The 25412-nt window shown below is 65.5% G+C and carries 21 protein-coding genes and 2 pseudogenes; 10 read left to right on the plus strand and 13 right to left on the minus strand.

Translation table 11 applies throughout. The annotated features are described in order from the left end of the window. Positions 1-66: 66 nt before the first annotated feature. The 3 genes from RX327_RS08325 to RX327_RS08335 are packed head-to-tail and all read right to left on the minus strand — an operon-like array spanning position 67 to position 3285. Positions 67-1263, minus strand: a complete 1197-nt coding sequence (locus RX327_RS08325) for an acyl-CoA dehydrogenase family protein (RefSeq protein WP_317250008.1) — start codon at positions 1261-1263, stop codon at positions 67-69. 13 nt (positions 1264-1276) lie between these two features. Further along, positions 1277-2422: an acyl-CoA dehydrogenase gene (locus tag RX327_RS08330; RefSeq protein ID WP_317250009.1), complete on the minus strand. Its 1146-nt coding sequence runs from the start codon at positions 2420-2422 to the stop codon at positions 1277-1279. Between the two features lie 8 nt (positions 2423-2430). Then, positions 2431-3285 carry an enoyl-CoA hydratase gene (locus RX327_RS08335; protein ID WP_410712148.1) on the minus strand — a complete coding sequence of 285 codons (855 nt, stop codon included), beginning with the start codon at positions 3283-3285 and terminating at the stop codon, positions 2431-2433. A 160-nt stretch (positions 3286-3445) separates the two neighbouring features. On the opposite strand from RX327_RS08335, the gene RX327_RS08340 reads away from it, so the two are divergent. The 3 genes from RX327_RS08340 to RX327_RS08350 are packed head-to-tail and all read left to right on the plus strand — an operon-like array spanning position 3446 to position 5469. After that, positions 3446-4063 carry a LemA family protein gene (locus RX327_RS08340; RefSeq protein ID WP_317250010.1) on the plus strand — a complete coding sequence of 206 codons (618 nt, stop codon included), beginning with the start codon at positions 3446-3448 and terminating at the stop codon, positions 4061-4063. A 21-nt stretch (positions 4064-4084) separates the two neighbouring features. Further along, complete coding sequence (locus RX327_RS08345; RefSeq protein WP_317250011.1) at positions 4085-4972, plus strand: YgcG family protein; 888 nt, start codon at positions 4085-4087, stop codon at positions 4970-4972. 2 nt (positions 4973-4974) lie between these two features. After that, positions 4975-5469, plus strand: a complete 495-nt coding sequence (locus RX327_RS08350) for a TPM domain-containing protein (protein WP_317250012.1) — start codon at positions 4975-4977, stop codon at positions 5467-5469. Positions 5470-5676: 207 nt separating this feature from the next. Here RX327_RS08350 and RX327_RS08355 read toward each other — a convergent pair whose 3' ends face one another. The 3 genes from RX327_RS08355 to RX327_RS08365 form a co-directional block, all read right to left on the minus strand. Then, positions 5677-6291 carry a glutathione S-transferase family protein gene (locus RX327_RS08355; RefSeq protein WP_028334938.1) on the minus strand — a complete coding sequence of 205 codons (615 nt, stop codon included), beginning with the start codon at positions 6289-6291 and terminating at the stop codon, positions 5677-5679. Between the two features lie 230 nt (positions 6292-6521). Beyond that, the gene (locus RX327_RS08360) at positions 6522-7331 is read right to left on the minus strand and encodes an MBL fold metallo-hydrolase (protein WP_050386870.1); all 810 of its coding nucleotides are present in this window, start codon (positions 7329-7331) and stop codon (positions 6522-6524) included. Next, entirely contained in the window at positions 7328-7702 is a 375-nt protein-coding gene (locus tag RX327_RS08365; protein ID WP_018273297.1) for a Crp/Fnr family transcriptional regulator, read from the minus strand. Before RX327_RS08365 ends, RX327_RS08360 begins: the two co-directional genes overlap by 4 nt. Before the next feature lie 204 nt (positions 7703-7906). On the opposite strand from RX327_RS08365, the gene RX327_RS08370 reads away from it, so the two are divergent. From RX327_RS08370 to RX327_RS08380, 3 genes are all read left to right on the plus strand, one after another. Beyond that, entirely contained in the window at positions 7907-8980 is a 1074-nt protein-coding gene (locus tag RX327_RS08370) for a hypothetical protein (protein WP_050386871.1), read from the plus strand. A gap of 91 nt (positions 8981-9071) precedes the next feature. Continuing rightward, complete coding sequence (locus RX327_RS08375) at positions 9072-10619, plus strand: hypothetical protein (RefSeq protein WP_317250013.1); 1548 nt, start codon at positions 9072-9074, stop codon at positions 10617-10619. A gap of 99 nt (positions 10620-10718) precedes the next feature. Beyond that, the gene (locus RX327_RS08380) at positions 10719-10883 is read left to right on the plus strand and encodes a hypothetical protein (RefSeq protein ID WP_167350440.1); all 165 of its coding nucleotides are present in this window, start codon (positions 10719-10721) and stop codon (positions 10881-10883) included. A gap of 26 nt (positions 10884-10909) precedes the next feature. Here RX327_RS08380 and RX327_RS08385 read toward each other — a convergent pair whose 3' ends face one another. Beyond that, on the minus strand, positions 10910-12115 hold the full coding sequence (locus RX327_RS08385) for a CoA transferase (protein WP_317250014.1): 1206 nt from the start codon (positions 12113-12115) through the stop codon (positions 10910-10912). A 303-nt stretch (positions 12116-12418) separates the two neighbouring features. After that, complete coding sequence (gene putA / locus RX327_RS08390) at positions 12419-15421, minus strand: bifunctional proline dehydrogenase/L-glutamate gamma-semialdehyde dehydrogenase PutA (RefSeq protein ID WP_317250015.1); 3003 nt, start codon at positions 15419-15421, stop codon at positions 12419-12421. A 114-nt stretch (positions 15422-15535) separates the two neighbouring features. Here putA and RX327_RS08395 point away from each other — a divergent pair, with 114 nt between their 5' ends. From RX327_RS08395 to RX327_RS08405, 3 genes are all read left to right on the plus strand, one after another. Continuing rightward, on the plus strand, positions 15536-16000 hold the full coding sequence (locus tag RX327_RS08395) for an Lrp/AsnC ligand binding domain-containing protein (RefSeq protein WP_317250016.1): 465 nt from the start codon (positions 15536-15538) through the stop codon (positions 15998-16000). Between the two features lie 119 nt (positions 16001-16119). Further along, on the plus strand, positions 16120-16743 hold the full coding sequence (locus RX327_RS08400; RefSeq protein WP_050386873.1) for a hypothetical protein: 624 nt from the start codon (positions 16120-16122) through the stop codon (positions 16741-16743). A 208-nt stretch (positions 16744-16951) separates the two neighbouring features. Next, positions 16952-19042 carry a tetratricopeptide repeat protein gene (locus RX327_RS08405; RefSeq protein WP_050386874.1) on the plus strand — a complete coding sequence of 697 codons (2091 nt, stop codon included), beginning with the start codon at positions 16952-16954 and terminating at the stop codon, positions 19040-19042. Positions 19043-19240: 198 nt separating this feature from the next. On the opposite strand, the gene RX327_RS08410 is transcribed toward RX327_RS08405, so the two are convergent. The 5 genes and pseudogenes from RX327_RS08410 to RX327_RS08430 form a co-directional block, all read right to left on the minus strand. Then, complete coding sequence (locus RX327_RS08410; protein ID WP_016842427.1) at positions 19241-19441, minus strand: cold-shock protein; 201 nt, start codon at positions 19439-19441, stop codon at positions 19241-19243. A 284-nt stretch (positions 19442-19725) separates the two neighbouring features. Beyond that, entirely contained in the window at positions 19726-20037 is a 312-nt protein-coding gene (locus RX327_RS08415) for a cytochrome c (RefSeq protein WP_317250017.1), read from the minus strand. An 11-nt stretch (positions 20038-20048) separates the two neighbouring features. Beyond that, positions 20049-21256, minus strand: a pseudogene (locus RX327_RS08420) (molybdopterin-dependent oxidoreductase). 208 nt (positions 21257-21464) lie between these two features. Beyond that, the gene (locus RX327_RS08425; RefSeq protein ID WP_028334948.1) at positions 21465-21692 is read right to left on the minus strand and encodes a hypothetical protein; all 228 of its coding nucleotides are present in this window, start codon (positions 21690-21692) and stop codon (positions 21465-21467) included. 162 nt (positions 21693-21854) lie between these two features. Next, a pseudogene (locus RX327_RS08430) lies at positions 21855-23590 on the minus strand (adenylate/guanylate cyclase domain-containing protein). A gap of 229 nt (positions 23591-23819) precedes the next feature. Here RX327_RS08430 and RX327_RS08435 point away from each other — a divergent pair. Further along, positions 23820-25361: a glycosyltransferase family 39 protein gene (locus tag RX327_RS08435; protein WP_317251225.1), complete on the plus strand. Its 1542-nt coding sequence runs from the start codon at positions 23820-23822 to the stop codon at positions 25359-25361. The last annotated feature ends 51 nt before the right edge of the window (positions 25362-25412 follow it).

The raw sequence follows: 25412 nt of genomic DNA on the forward strand, positions 1-25412 counted from the left end.
GAATCTCGCGCCACAACTTCGAGGTTCCGGGTTCATCGCTCTGCGATGCCCCGGAACGATGGTGCCCTACAGTCCCAGCATCATCTTCGCGATGATGTCGCGCTGGATCTCCGACGTGCCGCCGAAGATGGTGTAGGCGCGGCCGTTGAGATATTCCGGCATCACCGTCAGCATCTCCTCGGGTGTCGCCGGCTCGTGGTTGAGCTTGTAGAGCGGGCGCATCGGCTCGACGGCGAGCGCGTCGTGGCCGATCACGTCGGCGCCCAGCCGCGTCACGGCCTGACGGATCTCGCTATTGCGCAGCTTCAGGATCGACGACACTGCGCCGGGATTCTGCCCGGTCTGCAGCGCCGAGAGCACGCGCAGCTCGGTCATTTCCAGCGCGTCGATGTCGACCTCGACCTCGGAGATCCGGATCGCGATGTCGGGATCCTCGATGGCGCGGCCGGTGACCTCGGAGTCAGCGAGATCGGTGATCGCCTTCAGCCCCTCGCGCAGCTTGGCCGACGCAATCCCCGAGCCGCGCTCGAATTCGAGCAGATATTTGCCGTAGGTCCAGCCCTTGCCTTCCTCGCCGACGCGGTTGGCGACCGGCACGCGCACGTCGTCGAAGAACACCTGGTTGACCTCGTGGTCGCCGCCGATGGTGAGGATCGGGCGTGTGGTGATGCCCGGCGTCTTCATGTCGATCAGGATGAAGCTGATGCCGTCCTGCTGTCGCGGGCCGTCGCTGGTGCGCACCAGCGCGAACATGCGGTTGGCGTGGTGTGCATGCGTGGTCCAGATCTTGGTGCCGTTGATGATGTAGTCGTCGCCGTCGCGCACCGCGCGGGTCTTCAGCGAGGCGAGATCGGAACCGGAGCCCGGCTCGGAATAGCCCTGGCACCAATAGTCCTCGCCGGAGAGGATGCGAGGCAGGTAGAAGTTCTTCTGCTCGGGGCTGCCGAAGCCGATGATGACGGGACCGACCATCTTCACGCCCATCACGTTGACATTGGGCACGCCGGCGCGCGCGCATTCGGTCTCGAAAATCCAGCGCTGTGCCGGCGTCCAGTCCGGCCCGCCATGTTCGACCGGCCAGCCGGGCGCCCCCCAGCCCTGGCGGTGCAACGCGCGCTGCCAGGCCATGCCGATGTCAGGGTCGGAGAACACCGACGGCGTCAGCGCGGTCGCGCGCTTCATCTCCGGCGTCAGGCTCCCGGCAATGAAATCGCGGACTTCCTGCTCGAAAGCGCGTTCCTCGGCGCTGAAGGTGAGATCCATGGTGCGCTCTCCGTTAGGCGTGCGCGCGGCCGCTCAGCTGGGCGTGGCGGCCGTAGTGATGGGCGCTGCCGCCGAACAGCGTGTCGAAGGCGACGAGCCGCTTGAAATAGGCGCCGACCTCGAGCTCCTCGGTGACGCCCATGCCGCCATGGAGCTGGATCGACTGCTCGCCGACGAAGCGCGCGCATCGGCCGATCTTCGCTTTCGCGCCCGACGCCGCCCGGCTGCGGGCCACAGGCTCGGCATTGGCCATCAGCGCGGCCCGCAGCGCCATCGAGCGGGCCTCGTCGACCTGCATCGCCATGTCGGCGAGGCGGTGGCGGATCACCTGGTTGGCGGAAAGCGGCCGGCCGAATTGCTTTCGGAGCTTGGTGTATTCCAGCGTCGTGTCCAGCAGCGTCTGCATGATGCCGACCGCCTCGGCGCCGAGCGCGGCCATCGCGCGGTCGACCACGGTTTCGATCGCGGGCAGCGTATCGCTGCCGTCGCCGAGCAGCGCATCGGCGGGCAATTGCACATCCTTCAGATCGAGATTGCAGCCGCGCCCGCCGCCGAGCCGCGCGTAGTCGCGCAGAGTGAGCCCGGGCGTCCCCGCCGGCACCAGGAACAGGCCAAGCTTGCCGGACGCACCATTGGCGTTGGCGATACGGGCCGAGACGATGATCTGGTCGGCTGCCGCGCCGTCGAGTACGGCGATCTTGCTGCCGTTCAGACGCCAACCATCGGCCGTCTTGCCGGCCGTCGTGTCGACATGAGCGAGATCGAAGCGCGCGGCGCGCTCGGAATGCGCGAAGGCGAGCGTAAGCTTGCCCTCGGCAACATCAGGCAGGATCGCCTGCTTCTGCGCCTCGGAGCCGCGTTCGGCGACCAGCGCGGCGCCGATCACGACCGTGGAGAGGAACGGCTCGGACACCAGCCCGCGGCCGAACGCTTCCATCAACAGTCCGATCTCGATCGCGCCGCCGCCGAGCCCGCTATGGGCTTCGCTGATCGGCAGCGCCAGCCAGCCGAGCTCGGCGAATTGCTTCCAGATCGCGGGCGAATAGCCCAGCGGATCGTTCGCCGCTTTTTTGCGATGCTCGGGGCTGAAGGTTTCCGCCACGAAGCGGTCGGCACTTTCGCGCAGCAGGCGCTGCTCGTCGCTGAGGGTGAGGTCCATCTGGCTTGCTACACGTTGGCGGTTTTCTTGACGGAGGGATGCAGACCCGCGGGGTCCACCACCATGCCGAATTCCTGAAGGTTGTGGGCGTGGCAGAGCTGATGCAGCGCGAAGGCCTGATCGATCGCGGCAGGCTGCCCCATGATGTCGATCGAGCGGTTCACCGCCTCCTTGGAAAGCTTCAGCGCAAAGGCGGGCTTTGCGGCGATCCGCCGCGCCAGCGCCAGCGTGAACGACGAGAGATCGCCGCGTCGCACCACGTGATTGACCATGCCGAGGCGATGCGCCTCGTCGGCACTCCAGACGTCGGCGGTGAACAGGAATTCCTTGGCCTTGCGCGGGCCGAGCTCCCAGGGGTGCACGAACCATTCGACGCCGCAGACGCCCATGGTGACGACGGGGTCGCAGAACTGCGCATCGTCGCTGGCGATGATGAGGTCGCAGGCCCAGGCCAGCATCAGCCCGCCGGCGATGCACTTGCCATGCACTTCGGCGATGACAGGCTTGGCAAGGTTGCGCCAGCGCCGCGTGATCTGGAGATATATTTCCTGCTCGCGGGCGAAGCGGCCATGGGCGTTCGGCTCGGCGAAGCCGCCCCAATTTCCGACTGGCGGGAAATCAGCGCCGGCCTGGTTCTTGGCCCCTGGCCTGAGATCGTGACCCGCCGAGAAATGTGGGCCGTTGCCGGCGAGGATGATGACCTTGACCGCGTCGTCCTGCACCGCCCGGTCGAAGGCGGCGTTGAGGTCGTAGGTCATCTGCAGGTTCTGGGCGTTGCGGGCCTCGGGGCGGTTCATCACGATCCGCGCGATCGCGGGCTCGGGCCGTTCGACAACAATCGTCTCGAATTGTTCAGACGCCAATGGATCCTCCCGCGATCGATTTTTTCGCCATGATGAACGGCGCGGGCAGGGATAGGCAAGCGTCATCATCCGCAAAAGGAGCCGCGAAATCCGCCGCACGGGATTATCCGGCGAAAATCTGTTAAGCTGATGCGGAATCCACCCGGGGAGGACCATCTTCATGCGCAAGCTTTGGACCGTGCTCGCAGCGCTGGCGACACTGAGCCTGACCAATTGCGGCTACAATGCGATCCAGAGCGAGGACGAGCAGATCAAGGCCGCCTGGTCCGAGGTCGTGAACCAGTATCAGCGCCGCGCCGATCTCGTGCCCAACCTCGTCAACTCGGTGAAGGGTTTTGCCCAGCAGGAGAAGGACGTGCTGCTCGGCGTCACCAACGCCCGGGCCAAGGTCGGCAGCATCCAGGCGACCCCCGAGGTGCTGAACGATCCCGCCGCCTTTCAGAAATTTCAGGCCGCGCAGGGCGAACTCTCCAGCGCGCTGTCGCGACTGCTGGTCGTCACCGAGAACTATCCGCAGCTGAAGTCCGATGCCTTGTTCAAGGACCTGATGTCGCAGCTCGAAGGGACGGAGAACCGCATCACGGTGGCGCGCAACCGCTACATCAAGTCGGTGCAGGACTATAACGTCACCATCCGCTCGTTCCCGAGCAACCTCACCGCCATGATGTTCGGCTACAAGGAGAAGCCGAACTTTACGGTCGAGAACGAGAAGGCGATCTCGACCGCGCCGAAGGTCGATTTCAATAATCCGTCACCGGCCCCCGCGCCGTCGAAATAGCGCCGGCGTGCGCGCATCGCGATGACCGCCGCACGCGTCATCCTGCTCGCCTTCCTGCTGGGCTTCGTGTGCCCGGCGTGGGCCGAAGTCGCGGTGCCTCCGCTCACCCGCCGCGTCGTCGACCAGACCGGGACGCTGTCCGCCGGCGATGTCGCGACGCTCACCGGCCGGCTGAAGGATCTGGAAGCCCGCAAGGGAAGTCAGATCGCGGTCCTGATCGTCCCGACCACGCAGCCGGAGACGATCGAGCAATTCTCGATCCGGGTCGCGGAGGCCTGGAAGATCGGCCGCAAGAAGATCGACGACGGCGCGATCCTCGTCGTCGCCAAGAACGACCGGCACTTGCGCATCGAGGTCGGCTATGGCCTCGAAGGCGCGCTGACCGACGTCACCCACCGCATCATCGACGAAGATATCACTCCGAAATTCAAGGCCGGCGATTTCGCCGGCGGCATCTCGGCCGGCGTCGACCGGATGATCCGCCTGATCAATGGCGAGCAATTGCCGGCGCCGGAGCCCGAGCATTGGCAAGGGCCGAACCTGGTCGACTTCGCCAATCCGGTGACGATCTTTATCGTCATCATCGTGGCCGGCGTGTTGCGTGGGATACTGGGACGGTTGTTGGGCTCGGTCGCGACCGGCGGTGTTGTCGGCGTCTTCACCTGGATGGTGGCCGGCTCGCTCGCCACGGCGCTGGTGGTCGGCCTGTTCGCCGCCGTCGCGGCGCTGATCTTCGGCGGATTGAACTTCGGCGGTCCGGCGGCAGGCTCGGGACCGTACCGGCGCGGCGGCGGTTATTCCGGCGGCTGGTCCGGCGACGGCGGCTGGAGCAGCGGATCGTCGAGTAGCGGCGGCTTCAGCGGCGGCGGGGGCAGTTTCGGCGGCGGCGGCGCCTCGGGGAGCTGGTAGGCATGAGCATCAAGCGCATTGCCAGGCATCTGATCGAACACCGCTGGCGGGTGCGGCGTGATTTTCCGCCGCCCGTGCTCGACCGCATCGAGCAGGCGATCAAGCGCGGCGAGGCCACCCATTCCGGTCAGGTCCGCTTCGTCGTCGAAGGCGCGCTTGACGGAGCACCGCTGTTCCGAAACCAGCCGGCGCGCGATCGCGCACTCGACGTGTTCTCGCATTTGCGCATCTGGGACACCGCGCACAACAACGGCGTCCTGATCTATCTGCTGCTCGCCGACCGCGATGTCGAGATCGTCGCCGATCGCGGCATCGATGCGAAGGTCGGCCATGCCGGCTGGGAGGCGATCTGCCGCACGATGGAAACGGATTTCCGTTCCGGCCGCTTCGAGCAGGGCGTGATCAAGGGGATCGAGGCGGTGTCGCGGGAGCTGGCAAGGCATTTCCCGCCTCCGGCCGGCCCGAACGAGCTGCCAGATAAGCCGGTGGTGATTTGAGGAGCTGGGTGTGCTCAGTGTCTTTTCACCCTCCCCTGGAGGGGGAGGGTCGCTGTGCATGCAGCGAAGCGGAATGCGCAGCGGGGTGGGGTGATCTCTCCACTCGGACGCCGCCCGTAACGAGAGACCTTCACCCCACCTCGGTTCGCATTCCGCTTTGCTGCATGCGAACCGATCCTCCCCCTCCAGGGGAGGATAAGGGAGAGCCTACGCCTTCACCGATGGCCGCGCGCCGACGCGGTTGAACCAGGCAACGATGTTGGCGTTCGACTGGTCCAGCGGCTGGCCGACCTGATTGCCGAAATCGAGCCAGCAATAGAGCAGCATGTCGGCGAGCGTGAAGCGCTTGCCGCAGATGTATTCGCGGCCGTCGGCCATCTGGTCGTTCAGCCACTTGATGCGGTTGGCGGCGATCATCTTCAGGCCGGGCGAGGCTTCGGGCGCGACGGGAATGCGTTTCTCGAAGAATTTCAGCGCTTCACCGAAGCGGTAGCCGTTGGCGAGCGGCTCGGCGATGTTGAGATCGACGCGGCGGGTCCACATCCGGCATTCCGCGCGCTCTTCCGGCGTGGTGCCGATCATCGCGGGCGAGGGGTGCTTCTCCTCGAGATATTCGCAGATCGCCGTGATCTCGGAGAGGTAGTTGCCGCAGTCGAGCTCGAGCGCCGGCATCTGGCCGTGCGGATTGCGCTTCAGGTGTTCCGTCTCGCGGTTCTCGCCCTTGCGCAGGTCGACGGTCTGCTTGGGTATCTCGATGCCCTTCTCCGCCATGAACATGCGCACGATGCGCGGATTGGGTCCGATCGAGTCGTAAAGCTTCATGATCCTCGCTCCCTGTTTCCTAGGCGTTGTTATTGCAGCTGTTGAACAGGCCGCGTGCGGATTTGTCAAATGTGAAGGTGTTCAGCCCTCAAAACGTCATTGCGAGGAGCGTTTGCGAGGAAGCGATCCATCCTTCCAGCTATGCAGAGCCATGGATTGCTTCGCGGAGCCTGTCATCGGGCCGCGCGTTCGCGCGACCCGGTGGCTCGCAACGACGAAGGAGGCGAAGCTCAATCGTCGAGCTTGTTGAGGTCGCGCACCGACTGCATGATCGGCTCGAAATTCGAGCGCGCATCGAGTGCATCGAACAGTTGCGCGGTGTCCTCGAGCAGGCCGTGCGAGCGCTGCAGCGCGATCCGGACATCGTCCTGCGGCGTGTCGGATAGCCGGCCATGACCCGACAGCAGGATCTTCGAGTTGAGGCCCTTCAGCCGCTCCAGCGACTGGATGTAGTCGGCGATCGAGCCGGAGCCGAACACACCGCCCATCACGCCGCCGGGCATCAGCGTGTCGGCGGCGAACAGCAGGCCCTTGTCTTGGTCGAACAGCGTGATGCAGGCCGAGGTGTGGCCGGGCGTGTACATCACATTGAGGCGGAAATTGCCGAGGTCGATCAGGTTGCCTTCCTCGAGCCAGATGTCGATATCGATCGGCACGTTCGGCTCGTTGAACATCTTGCGCAGCATCGAGAAATCGTCGCGCAGCATGATCTTGTTGGCGGCGAGCCGGTGCGCGGCGATATAGGCGCTGCCGTGGAAATGATAGGCGGCGCCGATGTGGTCGAGATGCTCATGGCTCAGCACCACCATGTCGATCATCTCGGGCGTCACCCCGAGATGGTTGAGACAGGCGACGAGCGACGGATAATTGCTCGACAGTCCGACGTCGATCATGACTGTCCGCTTGCTGCCGCGCACCAGATAGGCGTTCGCCGCACGGTTCTTGAAGCGGATCTGATAGACGTCGTCGGCGGCCTGGATCAGCGTTGCGACCTCGGCGTCGAACAGCGTCTTGAACGGGCTTGGCTTGCGGTCGCTCATGGGGTTGCCGCCGTCCGGTAAGTAACCGCGTTGGATGCGCGCAGGCGCTTCGAGAGCGCATCCATCACCATCAGCGCAAACGCCGGCTGCTGGCTGACCAGATAGACGAAGCGGGCGTGGTTGATCCGCATCACCCGCGTTGCGGGCGCGGAGGCGATCGCGGTCGCCGAGCGCGCCGAGCCGTCGATGACGGCCATCTCGCCGAAGAACTCGCCCTTGCCGAGGCTGACGATAACAGTCTTGTTTCCGCGATCGATCTTGGCGATGTCGACCTTGCCGTCGAGCACGACAAACAGCTCGCGGCCGGTCGAGCCTTCCTCAAAGATGACGTCATCGACACCAAATTCCTTGATGCATTTCTCGATCGTCATGGTGCTCTCCTGCCTTCTGGCTGGAAGATGACGGTATGTTAATCGGGAAAGCGCCGCGCGCAAACGGAAGCGACGCAGATTGCCGCAGGGCAGCATCGCCCAAATCCGGCCCGGAAAACTCCCTAAAATTTAGGTAATGGCGGAGCGGGGTAACCATTTCGCAAGCAATAAAAGTTACCGAATTGTCAACCTAGCCTGGAGACTTTGAACGTGAGTGAGCAGCAGAGCGAGCCGGTCAGCGGTCAAACCGGCGCCGAAGTGGCGGCGAAGAGCGAGCCCGTGATGGCCGCGGCCGGCGTCGAAGCTCCCCGGCTTGCGCCCGAGCAGGAAGAGACGTCGCCAAAGGCGGACGTGCCCCGGATGGACGCGCCGAAGGCCGAAGCCCCCAAGGTTGAGCCGTCCCGGCTGGATCCTGTGATCGAGGCCAAGATCGATGCCAAGATCGACGCCAAGATCGAGCCGACCAATATGGACGTGCCTGAGGTCGAGACCGGCAAGCGGGAAGAGCCGCATTTTCCGGGCAAGCTGATGATCATGGCGCCGGGTGACCGCACCTGGGACCATGAGGCGACGGCATCCAGGCCGGGTGCCGAACAGGCGGCCAAGGCGGCGGGCAAGCCGGCCGGCACGCGCCGGATCGGCGCGATGGCCGCGGTGATCGCGCTGGCGACCGTGGCCGGCGCCATCGGCGGTGCGCTCGCGACCGCGGGGCTCGGCCATCTTGCCGCCCCCGCCGCTGCTTCCGTCAGGGATGTAGCTGCCAAGGACGCCGCCGCCAACAAGGAGGCGGCCGATGCAGCGCTCGCCCGGATCGAATCCGAGGTCGCCGCGCTGAAGGCCAGCGTCGAGCAGACCGCCAAGGCCGGCCAGGCCCAGTTCAGCAAGGCCAGCGACCGGATCGAGAAGGTCGAGAAGGCCCAGGCCGAGCCGATGGCCAAGCTCAACAAGCTCAGCGAGGCGGTCGACAAGCTCCGCGCCACGCCGCAGACGACCGTCGCCGCGGCGACGCCCGCCCGTGAGGTCACGGGCTCGATCACCCCGGCGACTGCCGCGGCGGCGCCGGCCGCCCCCAGGCCCGAGGTCGGCCGCCTGCCGGTGGTCGACGGCTGGTCGCTGCGCGACGTCGGCAATGGCGGCGCGCTGATCGAAGGCCGCGGCGGCATCTACGAGGTTTACGCCGGCGACCCCGTCCCGGGTCTCGGCCGCGTCGATGCCATCCGCAAGCAGGACGGCCGTTGGGTGGTCGTTACCAGCAAGGGCCTGATCGTCTCGCGCTGATCGGCGAAACACGACCATACCAAGGCGCTTCACCGCGATGTGAAGCGCCTTTTTTCTTGAATAGGGTTTGCCGCGCGGTGTTAGTGGGGGCATGAGCCGTGCGCTGAAATGCCTTCTGGTGATGTCCGTTCTGCTCTGCGGCGCCGTGCCGGCACGTGCCGCCGAGGATCGCGCGCTCGAGCGCGGCGCGGCGGTCATCGATCCCGCCATCCTGCGCGAGCTCGATCACGGCCGCTTCAGCCTCGGCCGGATGCTCGCGCCGGAGCGTTCCGCCGACACGCCGCTGTCCAACCGCGATCTGTTCGGGCTCGCTGCAATGGCGCCGGTGCGCGAGGCGCTCGATCGAGAGCTCGATCGTTACGTCGCAAAGCATAAGGCAAGCCTGCCGAATGAGAGCATTGGCGTCGGCGACGGCTTTGCGTTTCAGCTGTTCGATCGCGCGCTGCTTGAATCCCCCGACGTCCGCTTCGTTCTCGCAGGCATCGTCAACCGCATGGACCGCGCCTATGTGGCGCCGAAAGACTGCGGCGAGATCCGGTTGATCTATCGGCTGACCCGCACCGATGTGCCGCCGATCGGCGAGAACGCGGTGTCGCAGCGGCTGCCGATGACACTGAACCTCGTGCTGAAGGCGAGGGGTGACGGCAGTGACGCATCGCTCGGCTGCCGCGAAATCGCGCGGCGCTGGCTCGCGACCGGCAGTGCACCGCCGGTGATGGAGAAACTGCTCGGCAAGGATGGTCCGCTCGACCTGATCGATGCGCGCAACATCGATCGCATCGAGACCAATCTGCAGATCGCGCACGCGCCGAAATCCGCGGTGCGCGATTTCCGCACCGACTATCTGCTCAAAGTGTTCGATTATGACGGCGGGGCAAAGCGGCTTGCCGAAGCGCCGCTGGAGAACCAGATCGATCGCGACCGCATTTTGGCGGACGGAACACTGAGGCGCGACTTCAAGGCGTGGCTGCTCGATCCCAAGCATTTTGCCGAGCTCGATCGCGGCACCTTGCTGATCCCCGATCGCTTCCTCGCGACCGCAGCGGTCGCGCCAACGCCGACCGGTTTCGATGTCAGCGAGCTGGAGCCCGAGTTCGGCATGGTGCAGGGCGAGGGCACTGCCGGCAATGCGGTGTTCTCGGATGGTGACGTCGTCGGCGCCCTGCAGAAGGCTGCAGCCGACGGAACGAAGCTGCAAAACATCCAGTCGCTGGCCGGCTTCGAACGGCGCCTCAACGACGTCACCTGCGCCGGCTGCCACCAGACCCGCGGCATCGGCGGCTTTCATTTCCCTGGCGTCGATTGGCTCGCGGACAACCCGTCCAATTCCGCCATCGTGCCGGCCTCGCCGCATTTCTTCGGCGACCAGCTCCGCCGCCGCGATATCCTTGCAAGCTTCCGCGACGGCAAGGCGCCGGACTTTTCGCGCGGCTTCTCCAACCGGCCGCAGCTGCGCGGCAGCACCGAGCTCGCCGGCACCGAATACAGCGACGGCTGGGGCGCGCACTGCTATCTGCCGGGCGCCAGGCCCGCCGAGAGCGACCGCAGCTTCCGCGGCTGGACCTGCGCCGAGGGCCTTGCCTGCCAGGTGGCCGGGAAGACTTCACACATCGGCATGTGCTTCGTGAAAGGCCGGTGATTTCGGCCGGAACCGAAGCGGCTGCGCGTCATTATTTGATGCTACATTCCGCGTCGCGACCACGCCCCGAACAGCCCAGCCTTGAGCGGAGACCGGCCGATGAGTGCTCCCGAGGACGACAAGCAGCTCGACCGCGAGATTGCAGCCAACGAGGCCGAGCGCCAGGCGGTCAGCGCCGTCCGCGTCAGCAGCTGGGCGATCGGGCTCGCGGTCGTCATCGGCATCATTGCGGTGGCCCTGGTCTGGGCCTGGATGAAGCGCTGAAGCGACGCTCGACGGAGATCGATCCGCTACGCCACCGCGCCTGACGCGCGCAGCTTCTGGATCGTGGCTTCGTCGTAGCCGGCCTGGCGCAGGATCTCGTCGGAGTGCTCGCCGACGGCGGGCGGCTTGCGCGGCTGCACCTTCCTGGCGCCGTCGATCCAGATCGGACTGTTGATGGTCAGCATGGTGTCGTTCTCGAACGGCACCAGCACCTCGTTGTCGAGCATCTGCTTGTCGTTCGGGATATCGTCGAGAATGGCAACGACACCGAACACGAGGCCGTTGCCGTCGAGGATCTGCCGCCATTCGGCGAGGTCCCTGGTGGCGAAAGTGTCGTCCAGAATCTTGATCAGCTCGACCGAGCGGGCGTGACGGTCGGCCTTGGTGGCGAAGCGGGGATCGGCGATGAGGTCCTCGCGACCCATGCAGCGCGCCAGCGTCGGCCATTGCCGGTCTTCGTTCAGCAGCGACAGGATCAACCAGCGGCCGTCCTTGCACTGGTAGTGGTTGGCGACCGCGTTCAGCGCCTCCTCGCGCGGCTTGCGCTTCTTGAACTTGGCGCCGGCGAGCTTGGCCTGCGCCAGCACGCCATTGGCCCAGACGCCGTTGGCCATGAGATTGGTCGAGACATGCGAGCCCTTGCCGGTCTTCTCGCGCTGATAGAGCGCGGTGACGATGGCGCCGTAGAACGCCATGGCGCAGGGATGATCGCCCATGCCGGCGACCGAACGCGCCGGGGTGGTGTCGGTGTCGGCGCGCACGAGGTCCATCAGGCCCGACCGCGCCCAATAGGCATTGCTGTCGAAACCGGGCTTGTTGGCTTCCTCGCCCTTCTCGCCATAGCCGGTGAAGGAGGCATAGATCAGCCGGTCGTTGAGATGGGCGAGATGGTCGTAGGTGATGCCGAGCTTGGCGCGCACCGGCGGCGGCATGTTGGTGATGAAGACGTCGGCCTCCGCCACCAGCTTGTAGAGCACGGCCTGCGCTTCGCTCTTGGACAGGTCGAGCGCGATGCTCTTCTTGTTGCGGGCCTCCAGCAGCCAGGCGAAATTGTGCTCGCCGGTCGGATAGCCCGGCAGGTTCGGCAGATTGCGGTAGGGGTCCCCCGTGCCGGGCGGCTCGATCTTGATGACGTCGGCGCCGAAATCCGACAGCACCGTCGCGGCCGCGGGCGCAGCGATGAAGCTTGCGCAGTCCAGAACCTTCAGCCCCGCAAAAATGCCCTTGTCCATCGCGGCGTTGCTCCCGTGGCGCTTGTTGGTGTTTTTTCCGGTAGCTGGAATTATCGCAAAGCGATGATCCCGATCGGACCGCCATTTGACCCATCTGGGGGGCACGATGCAACGGCACTTTCTTACCCTCCCCTTTACCCTCCCCTGGAGGGGGAGGGTCGACGCGAATGAAATGAGCGGCGGGGTGGGGTGACGGTCTCTCCACTCGTGTGTTGCCCGTGCGGAGAGATCACCCCACCCCGACTCACATTTCGCTTCGCTCAATGCGAGTCGACCCTCCCCCTCCAGGGGAGGGTGCGCACTTTACTCCACGCCGGCCATCAGCGCCGCGTTGCCGCCCGCGGCGGCGGTGTTGATGGTGATCGTCTGCTCACTGGCGAAGCGCGCGAGGTAATGCGGGCCGCCGGCCTTCGGGCCGGTTCCGGACAGGCCGTTGCCGCCGAAGGGCTGCACGCCGACCACGGCGCCGATCATGTTGCGGTTGACGTAGATGTTGCCGACCTGGGCGCGGTCGATGATCGCCTCGATCGTGTCGTCGATGCGGGAATGGATGCCGAGGGTCAGCCCGTAGCCGGTCGCCTCGATCGCGGTCAGCACCTCGCCGAGCTTGTCGGCGCGGTAGCGCACGACGTGCAGGATCGGGCCGAACACCTCTTCCTTCAGTTGCCCGGCCGCCGACAGCTCGAAGATGTGCGGCGCGACGAAATTGCCTGACGGCGCCTCGCCGGCGAGATGCACGCGCGCCTCGTGCTTCATCCGCGCGATGTGCGCGTCGAGGCGCTGCTTGGCCTCCTCGTCGATGACCGGCCCGACATGGGTTGCGACGTCAGAGGAATCGCCGATTATCAACTCGCGCGCGGCGCCCGCGATCATCTCGATCATGCGGTCGGCGACGTCCTCCTGCACGAACAGCAGCCGCAGCGCCGAGCAGCGCTGGCCGGCGGAACGGAAGGCCGATGTCACGACGTCGTCGGCGACCTGCTCGGGCAGCGCGGTGGCATCCGCGATCATCGCGTTGATGCCGCCGGTCTCCGCGATCAGCGGCACGATCGGCCCGTCCTTGGCGGCGAGAGTCCGGTTGATCAAGCGTGCCACCTCGGTCGAGCCGGTGAAGACCACGCCCGCAATGGCGGAATTCGCCACCAGCGCGGCGCCGACCGCGCCGTCGCCCTGGATCAGATGCAGCGCCGATGGCGGTACCCCGGCCTGATGCAGCAGGGCGACGGCTTCGGCTGCGATCCGCGGCGTCTGCTCGGCCGGCTTTGCGATCACCGCGTTGCCCGCCATCAATGCCGCCGTCACCTGGCCGAGGAAGATCGCGAGCGGGAAATTCCACGGCGAGATCGCGACGAACGCGCCGCGGCCGTGCAGCTCCAGCACATTGCTTTCGCCGGTCGGCCCCGGCATCGTCTCGCCTTCGCCGAACAGCTTGCGGCCCTGCGCGGCATAGTAGCGGCAGAAGTCGGCGGCCTCGCGCAGCTCCGATAGCGCGTCGTCAAGCGTCTTGCCGCCCTCGGCTTGCAGCAGCGCGATGAAGTGAGCGCGGCGCTGCTCGAGCAGGCCCGCGGCCTTGTCCAGGATCGCCGCACGGTTTGTGGCCGGCGTGGCGTTCCAGGCCTTGTAGCCCCGGCGCGCCGCGGCAACGGCGACATTCGCCTGCTCGGTTGTTGATGGGGTGACGGAAGGCGAAGCCTTTTGCTCGGCCGCGATCGCCGATGTCAGCGCGCCCAGCGCCTTGCGCTCGCCGAATTCGACGCCGTGCGAATTCTCGCGCTGCGGCCGATAAAGCTCGGCCGGCAACGGAATTGCGACGTGAGACGCTTTGTTGTCGGCGCCGATGATCTCGGCCGGGCGGCGCAGCAGGTCCACGATGGACACGCGATAGTCGGCGGCCTGCGCCACGAAGGAGGAGTTGGCGCCGTTCTCGAGCAGCCGCCGCACGAGATAGGCGAGCAGATCACGATGGCTGCCGACCGGCGCGTAGGTGCGGTAGGCGATCTCGGGCCTGTCCTCGCCGAGCTGCGCGTAGAGCGCTTCACCCATGCCGTGCAGCCGCTGGAATTCGAAGCTATTGGGATCATCGGCGAGTTCGAGGACGGTCGCGACCGTCAGCGCGTTGTGGGTGGCGAATTGCGGGAAGATGCGGGGCCGCAAGGCCAGCAGCTTCGTCGCGCAGGCGACGTAGTTCAGATCCGTCATCGCCTTGCGCGTGAACACGGGATAGCCGCCGAGCCCGCGCTCCTGCGCGCGCTTGATCTCGGTGTCCCAATAGGCACCCTTGACCAGCCGCACCATCAGCTTGCGATCATGTGCGCGGGCAAGCGCATCGACATAGTCGATCACCGCGCCGGCGCGCTTCTGATAGGCCTGGATGGCCAGGCCAAATCCGTCCCAGCCTCCGAGCGAGGGGTCGGCGAGCGTCGCCGCGATCACGTCGAGCGACAGCTCCAGACGGTCGGCCTCTTCGGCGTCGACGGTGAAGTTGAGGTCGAACGCCTTGGCGCGGCGCGCGAGATCGATCAGCTGCGGCACCAGCTCGGTCATCACCCGCGCGTGGCTGATCGCCTCGAAGCGCGGATGCAGCGCCGAGAGCTTGACCGAGATGCCGGGTCGGTCGGGCAGGGGATGGCTGCCTGCCGCCTTGCCGATCGTTTCAATGGCGCGGGCGTAGGATTCGAAATAGCGATGGGCATCGTCGGCGGTGCGCGCACCTTCGCCCAGCATGTCGAACGAATAACGCGAGCCGCGCGCGGTGTGCGCTTGCGCGCGCGACAGCGCCTGCTCGATGGTCTCGCCCAGCACGAAATGATTGCCCATCAGCCGCATCGCCTGGCGCGTGGCGGTACGCACGGCCGGTGCGCCGAGCCGCTTCACGAGCCGGCCGATGGTACCGTCGGGCGTCTCGCCGGGCTGGATCACGCGCGCGGAGAGGCCGAGCGCCCAGGCCGAGGCGTTGACCAGGAACGCGGTGGACTTGGTCTCGTGGTGGATGAAGTCGCCTTCGCCGAGCTTGTCCTCGATGAACTGGTCGGCGGTGCGCGCGTCCGGCACGCGCAGCAGCGCCTCGGCCAGCACCATCAGCGCGAGCCCCTCTTTGGTCGAGAGCGCGAACTCCCGCAGCATGTCCTCGACCCCGCCGAGCCGGTCGTCACGCTTGCGGATCGCCTCGATCAGCCGCGTTGCGCTGCGGTCGATCCGCGCCTCCGCCTCCGCGCCGAGCGTTGCATCCTGGCGCAGGCGGGCGGCGATGACGGCGTCGTCGGGCGCGTAGGGTGCGCTGAACGGGGGCGGCAACGGGTCTGGCATGGCGGTCCCTTGAGATTGTGTGGGAACACGTACGCGCTAGCGAACCGTAGTTCGATAGACAAATTAGCAGATTTGCCTTAGAAAATCAGGATCAATTCGAGAATTGCCGTAGATATGACAGAGATCGATAAGACTGACCGGAAAATCCTCTCGATCCTGCAAGGGGATGGCCGGATTGCCAATGTGGAACTGGCGGAACGTATCGGGCTGTCGCCAACGTCGATCGGCGAACGGCTGAAGCGCTTGCAGCGCGAGGGTTTTGTCGAAGGCTATGGTGCGCGGCTCAACCCGCACCGGCTCGGACTTGGCCTGTTGGTGTTCGTGGAAGTGCTGCTCGACAAGACCACGCCCGATGTATTCGAGAAGTTCGCCAGGGCGGTGCAGACCGCACCCGAGGTGCTGGAGTGTCACATGGTTGCCGGCGGATTCGACTATCTTGTGAAGGCGCGTCTTGCGGACATGGCCGCCTATCGACGCTTTCTCGGCGAGACCCTGCTGTCGATGCCGGGCGTGCGCGAGACGCGGACCTATGCGGTGATGGAGGAGATCAAGCGCGACGCACCGTTGCCGGTAGGCTGATATGCCCCGATCCGATCCACAGCCATGCGCCGGATGTCTTGGCATCGCGACACGCCCGCGATAATCCTTTGGTCGAGTTGGGGCAGTCGTTCATGAAAGATGCTGATCAGCCGATACGAATGAAGCGGGCCGGATTTGCCGGCGCGCTTGCTGTGCTCATGCTGTCGTTGCCATCTGCCATGCCGGCCCACGCGGCCGAGCTCAGCTCCGGCATCATGCAGCTCTACACCTCGGTCTCGATCTATCCGCCGTCGGCGACGGGGATGACCGTCTGTTACGGCTTCGTCTGCCGGCGTCGCGAGATGCTCGACTTCAGCGCAGCCGACCGGGCGGCCCTGGCCAAGATCATGGCCACGGGCCGCGCCAATGCCGCCGCCGAACGCGCGGCCGTGCAAAAGGCCGTGATCTGGTTCGACCGGCGCATGGGGCCGATCCTCGGCACCGACAAGCGCGTGGCGAAAGCGGATTTCCGCGCCAACGACGACAAGCACAATTATGATTGCTGGGACACGACGCGGAACACGACCAGCCTGATGCTGGTGATGCAGGCGTGGAACCTGTTCAAGTTTCATGACGTCGGGGATCCCCACTACCGCGGATTTTCGTTGGCGCAAACGCCGCACAACACCGCCGTTCTCGTCGAGCGCGCGACAAAGGTGGAATGGGCGGTCGATCTCTGGCCCCGCGGCTATCTGCAACCGCCTGATGTCATGACGGTCGCGAAATGGGTGACGGAAGATTGAACGGCTGAGCGTCGCAGCTGCGCGTTCCGCGCTGTTCCGTCCTTATTGATCGCAGGATAGCGTTCCGCGTGACGCTGGGAACCGAATTCCAAGACTCGAACAATAGCTTCGAATGATATGGTTCCAAAAAATACGTTCAGCGCCGATCACCATAAGAACCAAGTGACGCGTTAACACCGGCAGCATTCGGTCAACCCGAGGCTACCACATGCGTTCACGTTCGATCTGCATTGATGCCGCCAGCGGCGGCGTTCGTTTCCCACAGCTGCTGGCGCTTGCGCTGCTGCTTTGGCCAGCGCTTGCCGGCCCGGCCCGCGCAGGTGATGTCGAGGATTGCGGCGGGCCGCCGACGGACAAGGCCGAGGCGGCGTGCACGGGCATCATCAACGATACCGCACGCTCCACGGAGGACCGTACCAAAGCCTTCACCGGCCGCTCGCGATTTGACATCGCGCGCGGCAAGATCGATCAGGCCCTCAGCGATGCCGATGCCGCGGTGCAGCTGAATGGACAATTCGTGCCGGCGCTGATCGCGCGCGGCTATGTCCAGCAACGCAAGGGCAGCCTGGATCGGGCCCGCGCCGATTTCGATCGCGCGATCGAACTCGAACCGAAGAACCCGTTCGGCTTCCTGGCGCGCGGCAATCTGCGCGCCGACCAGCACGCCTGGAGCGATGCGATCTCGGATTACGGCCAGGCGATCACGTTGCGGCAGGATCTCCCCGCGGCGCATGTCGGGCGTGCGCGGGCCTATGTCGAAACCGGACAGCCCGATTTGGCGCTGGCCGACGCCAACACCGCGATTGCCGTCAACGCCGGCACGCCGAATGCATTCTACTGGCGCGGTCAGGCCTATCGCCGCAAGGGCGACATGGATAAAGCGATCGAGGATTTCTCGCGCGCGATCGCGCAGGCGCCGCAGGCCGAGCGTAACGCCTATTTCGCCCGTGCCCAGCTCTACAGCGCCAAGGGCGACTATGTCAGGGCCATTGGCGACTTCGACCGGCTCTTGACAATGCTTCCCGACAACAAGGAGATCCAGCAGCAGCGCCAGCAGGCGCTGGCGATGCAGGCCGAGCTGGCCAAGGCAGGCGGCGGCACGCCGCCGCATGCCGCGCCGACACCGGCGACGCCAGCTCCAGGCGCGACGGCGCCGCGAACCGCCACACAGGCGCCGGCGGCGGGTAACCAGCAGGTCGAGCAGGCCAAGCAGCTCGTCGCACAGGGCAACTATGCGGGCGCCGTTGCCAATCTCACCCAGGTGCTGGGCGGCGATCCCCGCAACGAGGCTGCGCTGCGCCTGCGTGCACTGGCCTATTCAAAGCTCGGCCGGTCGGCGGACGCGCGCAACGATCTCAATGCCCTGCTCAAGCTCAAGCCGGACGATCCGCAGCTGCTGGCGTCCCGCGCGCTCAATGCCGCCGGCATGCGGCGGTTCGATGAAGCGATGGCCGACGCCGGCCGTGCCATCACGCTCGATCAGAACAATTCGTTGGCTTATCTGGCGCGCGGCCTCGTCAAGGCCGGCACCGGCAAGGTGCAGGACGCGCTCGCCGACTACGATCATTCGATCTCGCTCAATCCCAAGGAGACGCTCGCTTTCACCGAGCGTGGGCTCGCTCATATCGGCCTCAACCAGCTCGACAAGGCGCTCCTGGATTTCGATCAGGCCCTGGCGCTGGTGCCGACCAATCTGATCGCCAAATCGTGGCGCGGCCTCGCGTTGATGCTCAAGGGCCGCGCAGATGAGGGACTGGTCGATATCGACGCTGTGTTGGAGCGAAGCCCGAACAATCCGACGGCACAGCTCGGCCGCGGGCTCGCGATGCTGACTTCCTCCCAGTACGACCGCGCCATTGCGGCCTTCGACCAGATCATCACGCGGGCGCCCAACGATGCCTTCCCGCACGTGCTGCGCGCCCGGGCCTATCTCGGGCTGAAGAAGCCGGATAACGCGATGAAGGATCTCAACTTCATCCTCTCTGCGCGGCCCGATTATCAGCCGGCGTTGACATTGCGCGGCATCACCTGGTCGGCGTTGCGCAACTACGACAAGGCGGTCGAGGATCTCGACCGGGCGATTGCGCAGAAGGAGACGGTTGAGGGCCTGTTCGCCCGCGCCAAGGCGCATGAGGCGCTCAACCATGCCGACAAGGCGACCGAGGACTTCCGCAAGGCAACTCGGCTCACGCCGTCAAGCGTGTTCGACGTGCTGGCGCAGGCCGAGTCGAAGCGCAAGGTCCAGGAGCTGTCGAAGAGGGTGCCGTGCGGCAACGGCCAGAGCGGCACCTGCCTGTGATGCTGCAAAGCGCAGCCGCGCGCTTCCCGGCGCAAAAGGTAGTCGTCGGCGCGCGAGCGGTGGCCGCCGAAATAGTTCAACGCCGTGGCGCGCGGGCAGCGTGCCCGCCCCGCCGAACGTCACGTTGTCTGGTGTGTGGATCGGCCCCCACTCCCGGATGGCGTCCGAGAGTGCGCCGCCGGATCTGGCGCTGTGACGCTAGACCTTGAGGTTTTCGGCTGACGTCTTGCCGCGATTTGCAATCTCTTCGTATTCAACCGACTGACCTTCGTTGAGGGTCTGAAGGCCAGCCTTCTGAACGGCTGAAATATGCACGAAAATATCCTTGCCGCCCGTTGCGGGCTGGATGAATCCATAACCCTTGGTCGGGTTGAACCACTTCACTGTACCTTTGGGCATTCCAGTCGTCTCCGCGGAATCAATCGAAAACAGACCAGTCGGTCCCCGCAAAAACCGGCTTGTCCGCGATGACAGGATAGCAGTTTGAAAAAAGCTGGGTAGATCAAACGACGGTGTGTTTTCGGCCGGAAACAACCCGCTTTGCGGGGGTTTTACGCCGGATTGCCCGTTTCGCGGTCAATTGATGCGCTGCAAGAAACGGATCGGTTCCAGTGTACCGAACTGGATCGATCGTCCCGCGCGCTGCCTTTTCGGCCGGCGCGCGGGGATCGACCGGCCGCGTCTCAATAGGTCGCGGAGAGATAGTCGACGATCTTGCTGACATCGGCATCGTCGATCGGTGCGCCATAGACCTTGATCATCTTGGTCACCTCGGCCTGCCAGAAATCCTTCTTGAACTTCTCGCCCTGCGGCTGGGTCTTGATGTAGTCGGCCGAGTGGCAGGCGGTGCAGTTGTTTTGCACCACCTCGAGGTTGGGACCCGGCTTGAAGGCCGCGGTCTCCTCGGGGACCGTGTAGTTCACGGGCGCGGCGATGGCGGCGCCGATCGACAGCGCGGCGATCGCGGCGAGGGATGGAAGCAGCTTGCTGGTCATGATGCTTCTCCTCACGCTGCGGTGACGCGCACGGTTTCGACGACGTTGCGCAGATAGCCGGCCGGATTCCACAACGGATCCATCGGCTGGGTGTCGCCGGCATTGTTGGTGGCGCGCACCTTCAGCTCTGCGGGACCGGCAGCGAGCTTCACCGGCAGCTTCCATTCGCGGAAGGCGTATTTGCCAAGGTCCTTGCCGAGCTTTGCGCGGGTCCAGGTCTTGCCGCCGTCGGTGGAGACCTGGACTTCCTTGATGCCCTTGCCGCCGTCGAAGGCGATGCCGCGCAGCATGATGCGGTCGTCGCTCCCGCTTTCAGCCTGGCGCCATCGGGGACGCTGGTAATGAAGGAGCGGATGGTGAAGCGGTTGATCGGGATGGTCGCCTTCGGCGCGGTGCCCGGCTCGACCGCGTTGTTGGGCGTATCGGGAATGCGATAGGCCGACTTCATCCAGAAGCCGTCATAGACGTTGTCGATGACGGTGATCTCGTTGAGGTGCTTGACCCAGTAGGTGCCGAAATAGCCGGGCACGATCAGGCGCAGCGGGAAGCCGTTGAGGAACGGCAGGTCCTCGCCGTTCATGCCATAGGCCAGCATCACCTCGCCGTCGCGGGCGTGATCGAGATCGAGCGCCTTGACGAAATCGGGCGTCTTGTCGCTGACCGGTCCGTCCATGCCGCCAAACGTCACCTGCTTGGCGCCACTCTGTACGCCGGCCATCGCCAGCACGGACTTCAGCGGCACGCCGCGCCAGCGCGCGCAGCCCATCGCACCGTTGGCGAGCTGGCCGCCGGCGACACGTGGCTCGAAGAAACCACGGCTGTTGCCGGAGCACTGGTTGACGGCGACGATCTCCGTCGCCTTCATCTTCCTGATGTCCTTCAGCGAAAGTTTCAGCGGCTTGTCGACCTTGCCCTTGACCTCGAGCGTGAACTTGTCGGGGTCGAGATCGTAGGGCAGGTCGGAGAGGTGATAGCGCACGAAGAACGCATTGTTCGGCGTGATCGGGCCGTCGTTGAACACCGCAAACGGCGTCTCGAGCTGCGGCGGCCGGCTGGTCAGGCCGATCATCGGTCGCTTCTGCGGATATTTCACCAGCGGTCGTTCGCCATTGGCGAAGGGCAGGGTGACGGTGTCGAGCGCGAATGCGCCCCTTGATCCCAGCCCCGCCACCAAAGCGGCCAATCCGGCGCGCTTCATCAAGTCTCGTCGATCGAGCATTCCGCTTCCTCCGAAGCTGTTCTGTCGTGAGCCGGTCATCACCAGGCCCAGATTGCCTTGCGCGCCTTCGCATCATGGAATGCGCGCGGTCCAAATGTCGCACCTGACAACCGCGAGTCAATTGAGCTTTCGCAGCGTTGCGTCGCAACAACGAAAAGCCCCGGTCGCGTGGACGACCGGGGCGTTTCCATCCAAGTAGAAGGTTCGATCAGTAGCAGACATTCACGGTGCGATAGCGATAGCCGTAAGGCGTCAGCACCAGGCGGGTGGCGTAGCAGCCGGAGTCGACGAAGCCGACGGCAACGCCCGGGCCACCCCAGAAGTGATGGTGATGCGGATGCCAGAAGAACGGCTTGGCGGAAGCTGCGGTCGGCGCCAGCGCGGCGGCACCGAGGGTTGCGGCAGTGGCGAGAGCGAGCGTGACTTTGCGAAACATGGTCTTCTCCTTCGGATGCGCGTTGAGCTCTGTCGCGGCGCGGTTGCAGTGTTACCCATCGCCAGTCAGTCGCATCCGGCACCGGGCACGTTCGAGCATCTCTGCTGAACGCACCGTCGGATGTGCGGCAGGTCACATTGGGCTAAAGCGGAGATGAACCGGTCAGGCCGCGACGGCACGCCGGTCGTCGACCAGCGTCGACAGGAGCTGCGTCTTTTCGACCGTGCGCACGGTCATCGGCTCGTTGCGGCCGCGGATCGCGACCTCCTGCGCCGGCAGGGCGTCGTCGGCTAGCCCGGCGGTGACGCGCACCTCCTCCGAGACGATCGCTTCGCAGGCCAGGGTCTTGGTCATGTCCTGCAGGCGGGCGGCGACGTTGACGGCATCGCCCAGCGCCGTGAAGACGATGTGGTCGCGATAGCCGATGTCGCCAATGATGACCTCGCCGCCGTGGATGCCGATGCCGAAGCGGATCGGCTGGCGAAGATCGTGGCTCAGGAGCTCGTTGAGCTCGTCGATATGGGTTGCGATCAGCGCAGCCGCGCGCAACGCCTGGCGGCAGGCCACCTGCCGGTCGGTGGCAAGCCCGAACAGCGCCAGCATGCCGTCGCCGACGAACTGGTTCGGCAGGCCGCCATTCTCGATGACGGCCTGCGAGACCGCACCGAGGAAGCGGTTGACGATGAAGACCGTGTCGAACGGCAGCCGCTTCTCGGCCAGCTGCGTCGAGCCGCGCATGTCCACGAACAGGCTGACGAGATAGCGCTCCTGGCCGACCCGTGCCGGATTGGCGGCGTGCGCGTTGGCCGACGTCGTGCTCGGCAGGAACAGCTGGAAGAAGTTCAGGTCGGCGGTGGGCCGCAACTGGCAGGCCAGCCGGATCGACGGATCGTCATTGCCGACCCGGTGAGCACGAAGGCCTCGCGCTGCGACGGCTCGGGCAGGGCCTCATGATCGCCGATGATGCGGATGCGGCAGGTCGAGCAGCGCGCGCGGCCGCCGCAGACGCTGGCATGCGGCACGTTGTGGCGCAGGCTCGCTTCCAGCACGCTCAATCCCTTCGGTACCCGCAGCGTGCGGCCGTTGCCGTAGGACAGCGCGATCATGCCGCCGCGCCGCTCCAGCAGGGCCCGCGCGCCGCGCGCCAGCAGCACGAGGCCGAGCAGGCCGAGATAGCCGATGGTCAGGCCGTCGGTGATCTTCTCGAGCGTGGTCCCCTGCGCCGCCGTGCCGAGCTTCTGCACCGACAGCTCCTCGCGCCGCCAGTCGGGATCTTGATAATCCGCGATCGTAACGCGGCCGCCCTGGTAGATGCCGAGCATCGCCAGGGTCGGGATCAGCACGGCTCCGGCGAGCAGGAACGGCGCGGCGCGCTTGAAGAACGGACGCAGCCGCAGCCAGAAATACAGGCCGATGCAGCCATGCACCCAGGCGATCACCAGCACCGCCAGCATCTGCCATAGCCGGTTCGGCGAGGCGATGAAGAAGGTGTACAGCTCCTGTGGGTAGAGCTTCTCTTGCCCGTACAGGGTCTGGCCGAGCCGTACGCCGACGACGTGGGCGACGATCAGCATAGGGATGCTGAGGCCGAGCGTCAGTTGCAGCGGCTCGATCGCCTTCCAGTGGAACTCGCGGCGCTGGTAGAGCGCCCAGATGCCGAGCCCGGTATGCACCAGGCAGGCGCTGTAGAACACGATCGCGACGGGGAGGAACTGCCAGAACAGGGTATGATAGTAGACCCCGACCTCCATGGCATCCACCGAGATGTTGCCGAGCGCATGGTTGAGGAAATGGCTGATCACATAGGCGAACATGATCGCCCCCGTGACGATGCGGACCTGCCGCAGGCCGATACTGCGGGCCATGTCCTGCAAGTGCTCGCGCGAGGGGGAGGCCATGTGACTCATGATCGGCAAGTCTAGTGGTTAATTCCCGCGCTGAACACCACCGCGGGTCCGCACGAGCCGTGAGGGCAGGCCGCGCGGCACGTTGACACTCCGTTAAGAGTCGAACAAAAAGCGCGCCGTGACGATAGCCCAAACCGAACCTGGAGCCGATAACAACAGCGTTAAGCCGGCCCGTTCGCGCGCGCCGGATTGGCGGGGCGTCATCGCCGTGATCGTTGCCATGACCGCGATGCGGCTGGTCTACGCCTCCGCGATCGAGCTGCGCACGGACGAGGCCTATTACTGGACCTGGTCGAAAGAAAATGTGCTGTCCTTCCTCGACCATCCGCCGATGGTCGCCTGGTTCATCCGCTTCGGGACCGCGATCCTCGGCGATACCAATCTCGGCGTCCGCCTCGGCGGCATCGTGGCGATGCTGGCCACCGAGCTCCTGCTCGCCGACATCGTCCGGCGCGTGACGGCCAACAACATCCGCGCGGTGATGCTGGCGGTGCTGATGCCGGAGGCCGCGCTCTATTACGGCCTGCTCATGGCCAAGGTCGCGCCCGATGTCGCGATGATCCCGTTTGCGATCGCGATGATGTGGTCGCTGGTGCGGCTCGCACAGGGCGGCGACGGCCGCTGGTGGCTCGCGGCGGGCCTGTTCGCAGGCCTTTCGATGCTGTCGAAATTCACCGCGATCATGTTCGCGCCGGCGGTTGCCGCCTTTCTGCTGGTGCCGGACTGGCGCTGGCGCTGGCTGCGGAGCCCTTATCCTTACCTCGCCGTGCTGATCGCGATCGCCGCGTTCTCGCCGGTGCTGATCTGGAATGCGCAGCACGACTGGGCCTCGTTCCGCTTCCAGGGCGTGCGCGCCACTGCCGAGCGCGCCTTCACGCTGCGCACCGTCGGCGAGTTCATCGGCATGCAGTTCGGCCTGGTCGGCTTCGTGCTGCTGCCGGTGACGCTGTTCGGCACCGCGCTGACGGTATGGCGCGGCTATCGCACGCGCGAGCCGGTCGCGATCCTGCTGTCGACCGCCGTGCTGGTGCCGTTTCTTTATTTCCTTGCGAAGTCGATGACGCTCCGGGTCGGCGACACCTGGCCGATGTTCATGTGGCCGGTCGGCTTCGCGGCGGTTGCCATCAACGTCACGCGGATGCCGTTCGAGGGCTGGTCGGTCGGGCTCGTCAAATCGACGGTCTATTGGGCGCGGACCGCGATCACATCAGGCATCGTGTTCGTCGTCTGCGTCTTCCTCTATTACATGTTCGCGCCGTGGAATCTGATCGGGCGCACCGATCCGATCGGCACCGAGGCAGGCTACGATGTGGTGGCCGCGCGCACGCTGACGCAGGTTGAGGCGACCGGCGCGACCTGGGTCGCGACAACAGATTATCGCACCTATGCGATGCTGCGCTGGTTGCTGCGCGGGAAGGTGACGGTCATCGAAATCAACGAGCGGGGCCGCTTCCAGGGCTTTGCCGATCCCGGCATGAGCAAGATCCGCGATCACGCCGGCATTTATGTCGGGCGCGAGCCCGAGAACAATCTGCCGCTGTGGCGCGAGACATCAGCGGTGCGCCAGCCGCTGGAGCGCGTGACGCGCAGCTGGCGCGGCATGGCGATGGACACCTATTCGCTGGAGAAGATCAGCGGCTGGACGCCCGATCTGTCGCCGCCGCCGGACACCACTTTCTTCCGCTGGCGCGTGCTGGCCGCCTCCTTCTCCCCGCTTGCGGGGACGAGACGATCAGAGCTCGCTCTGCGAAGGTTGGGATGAGGGGGAGTCTCCGCGGGGACGGTGAGAGTTGGACTCGCGGAGAGTCCCCCT

The organism is Bradyrhizobium sp. BEA-2-5 (genome assembly GCF_032918025.1).
Classification (GTDB): Bacteria; Pseudomonadota; Alphaproteobacteria; order Rhizobiales; family Xanthobacteraceae; genus Bradyrhizobium; species Bradyrhizobium pachyrhizi.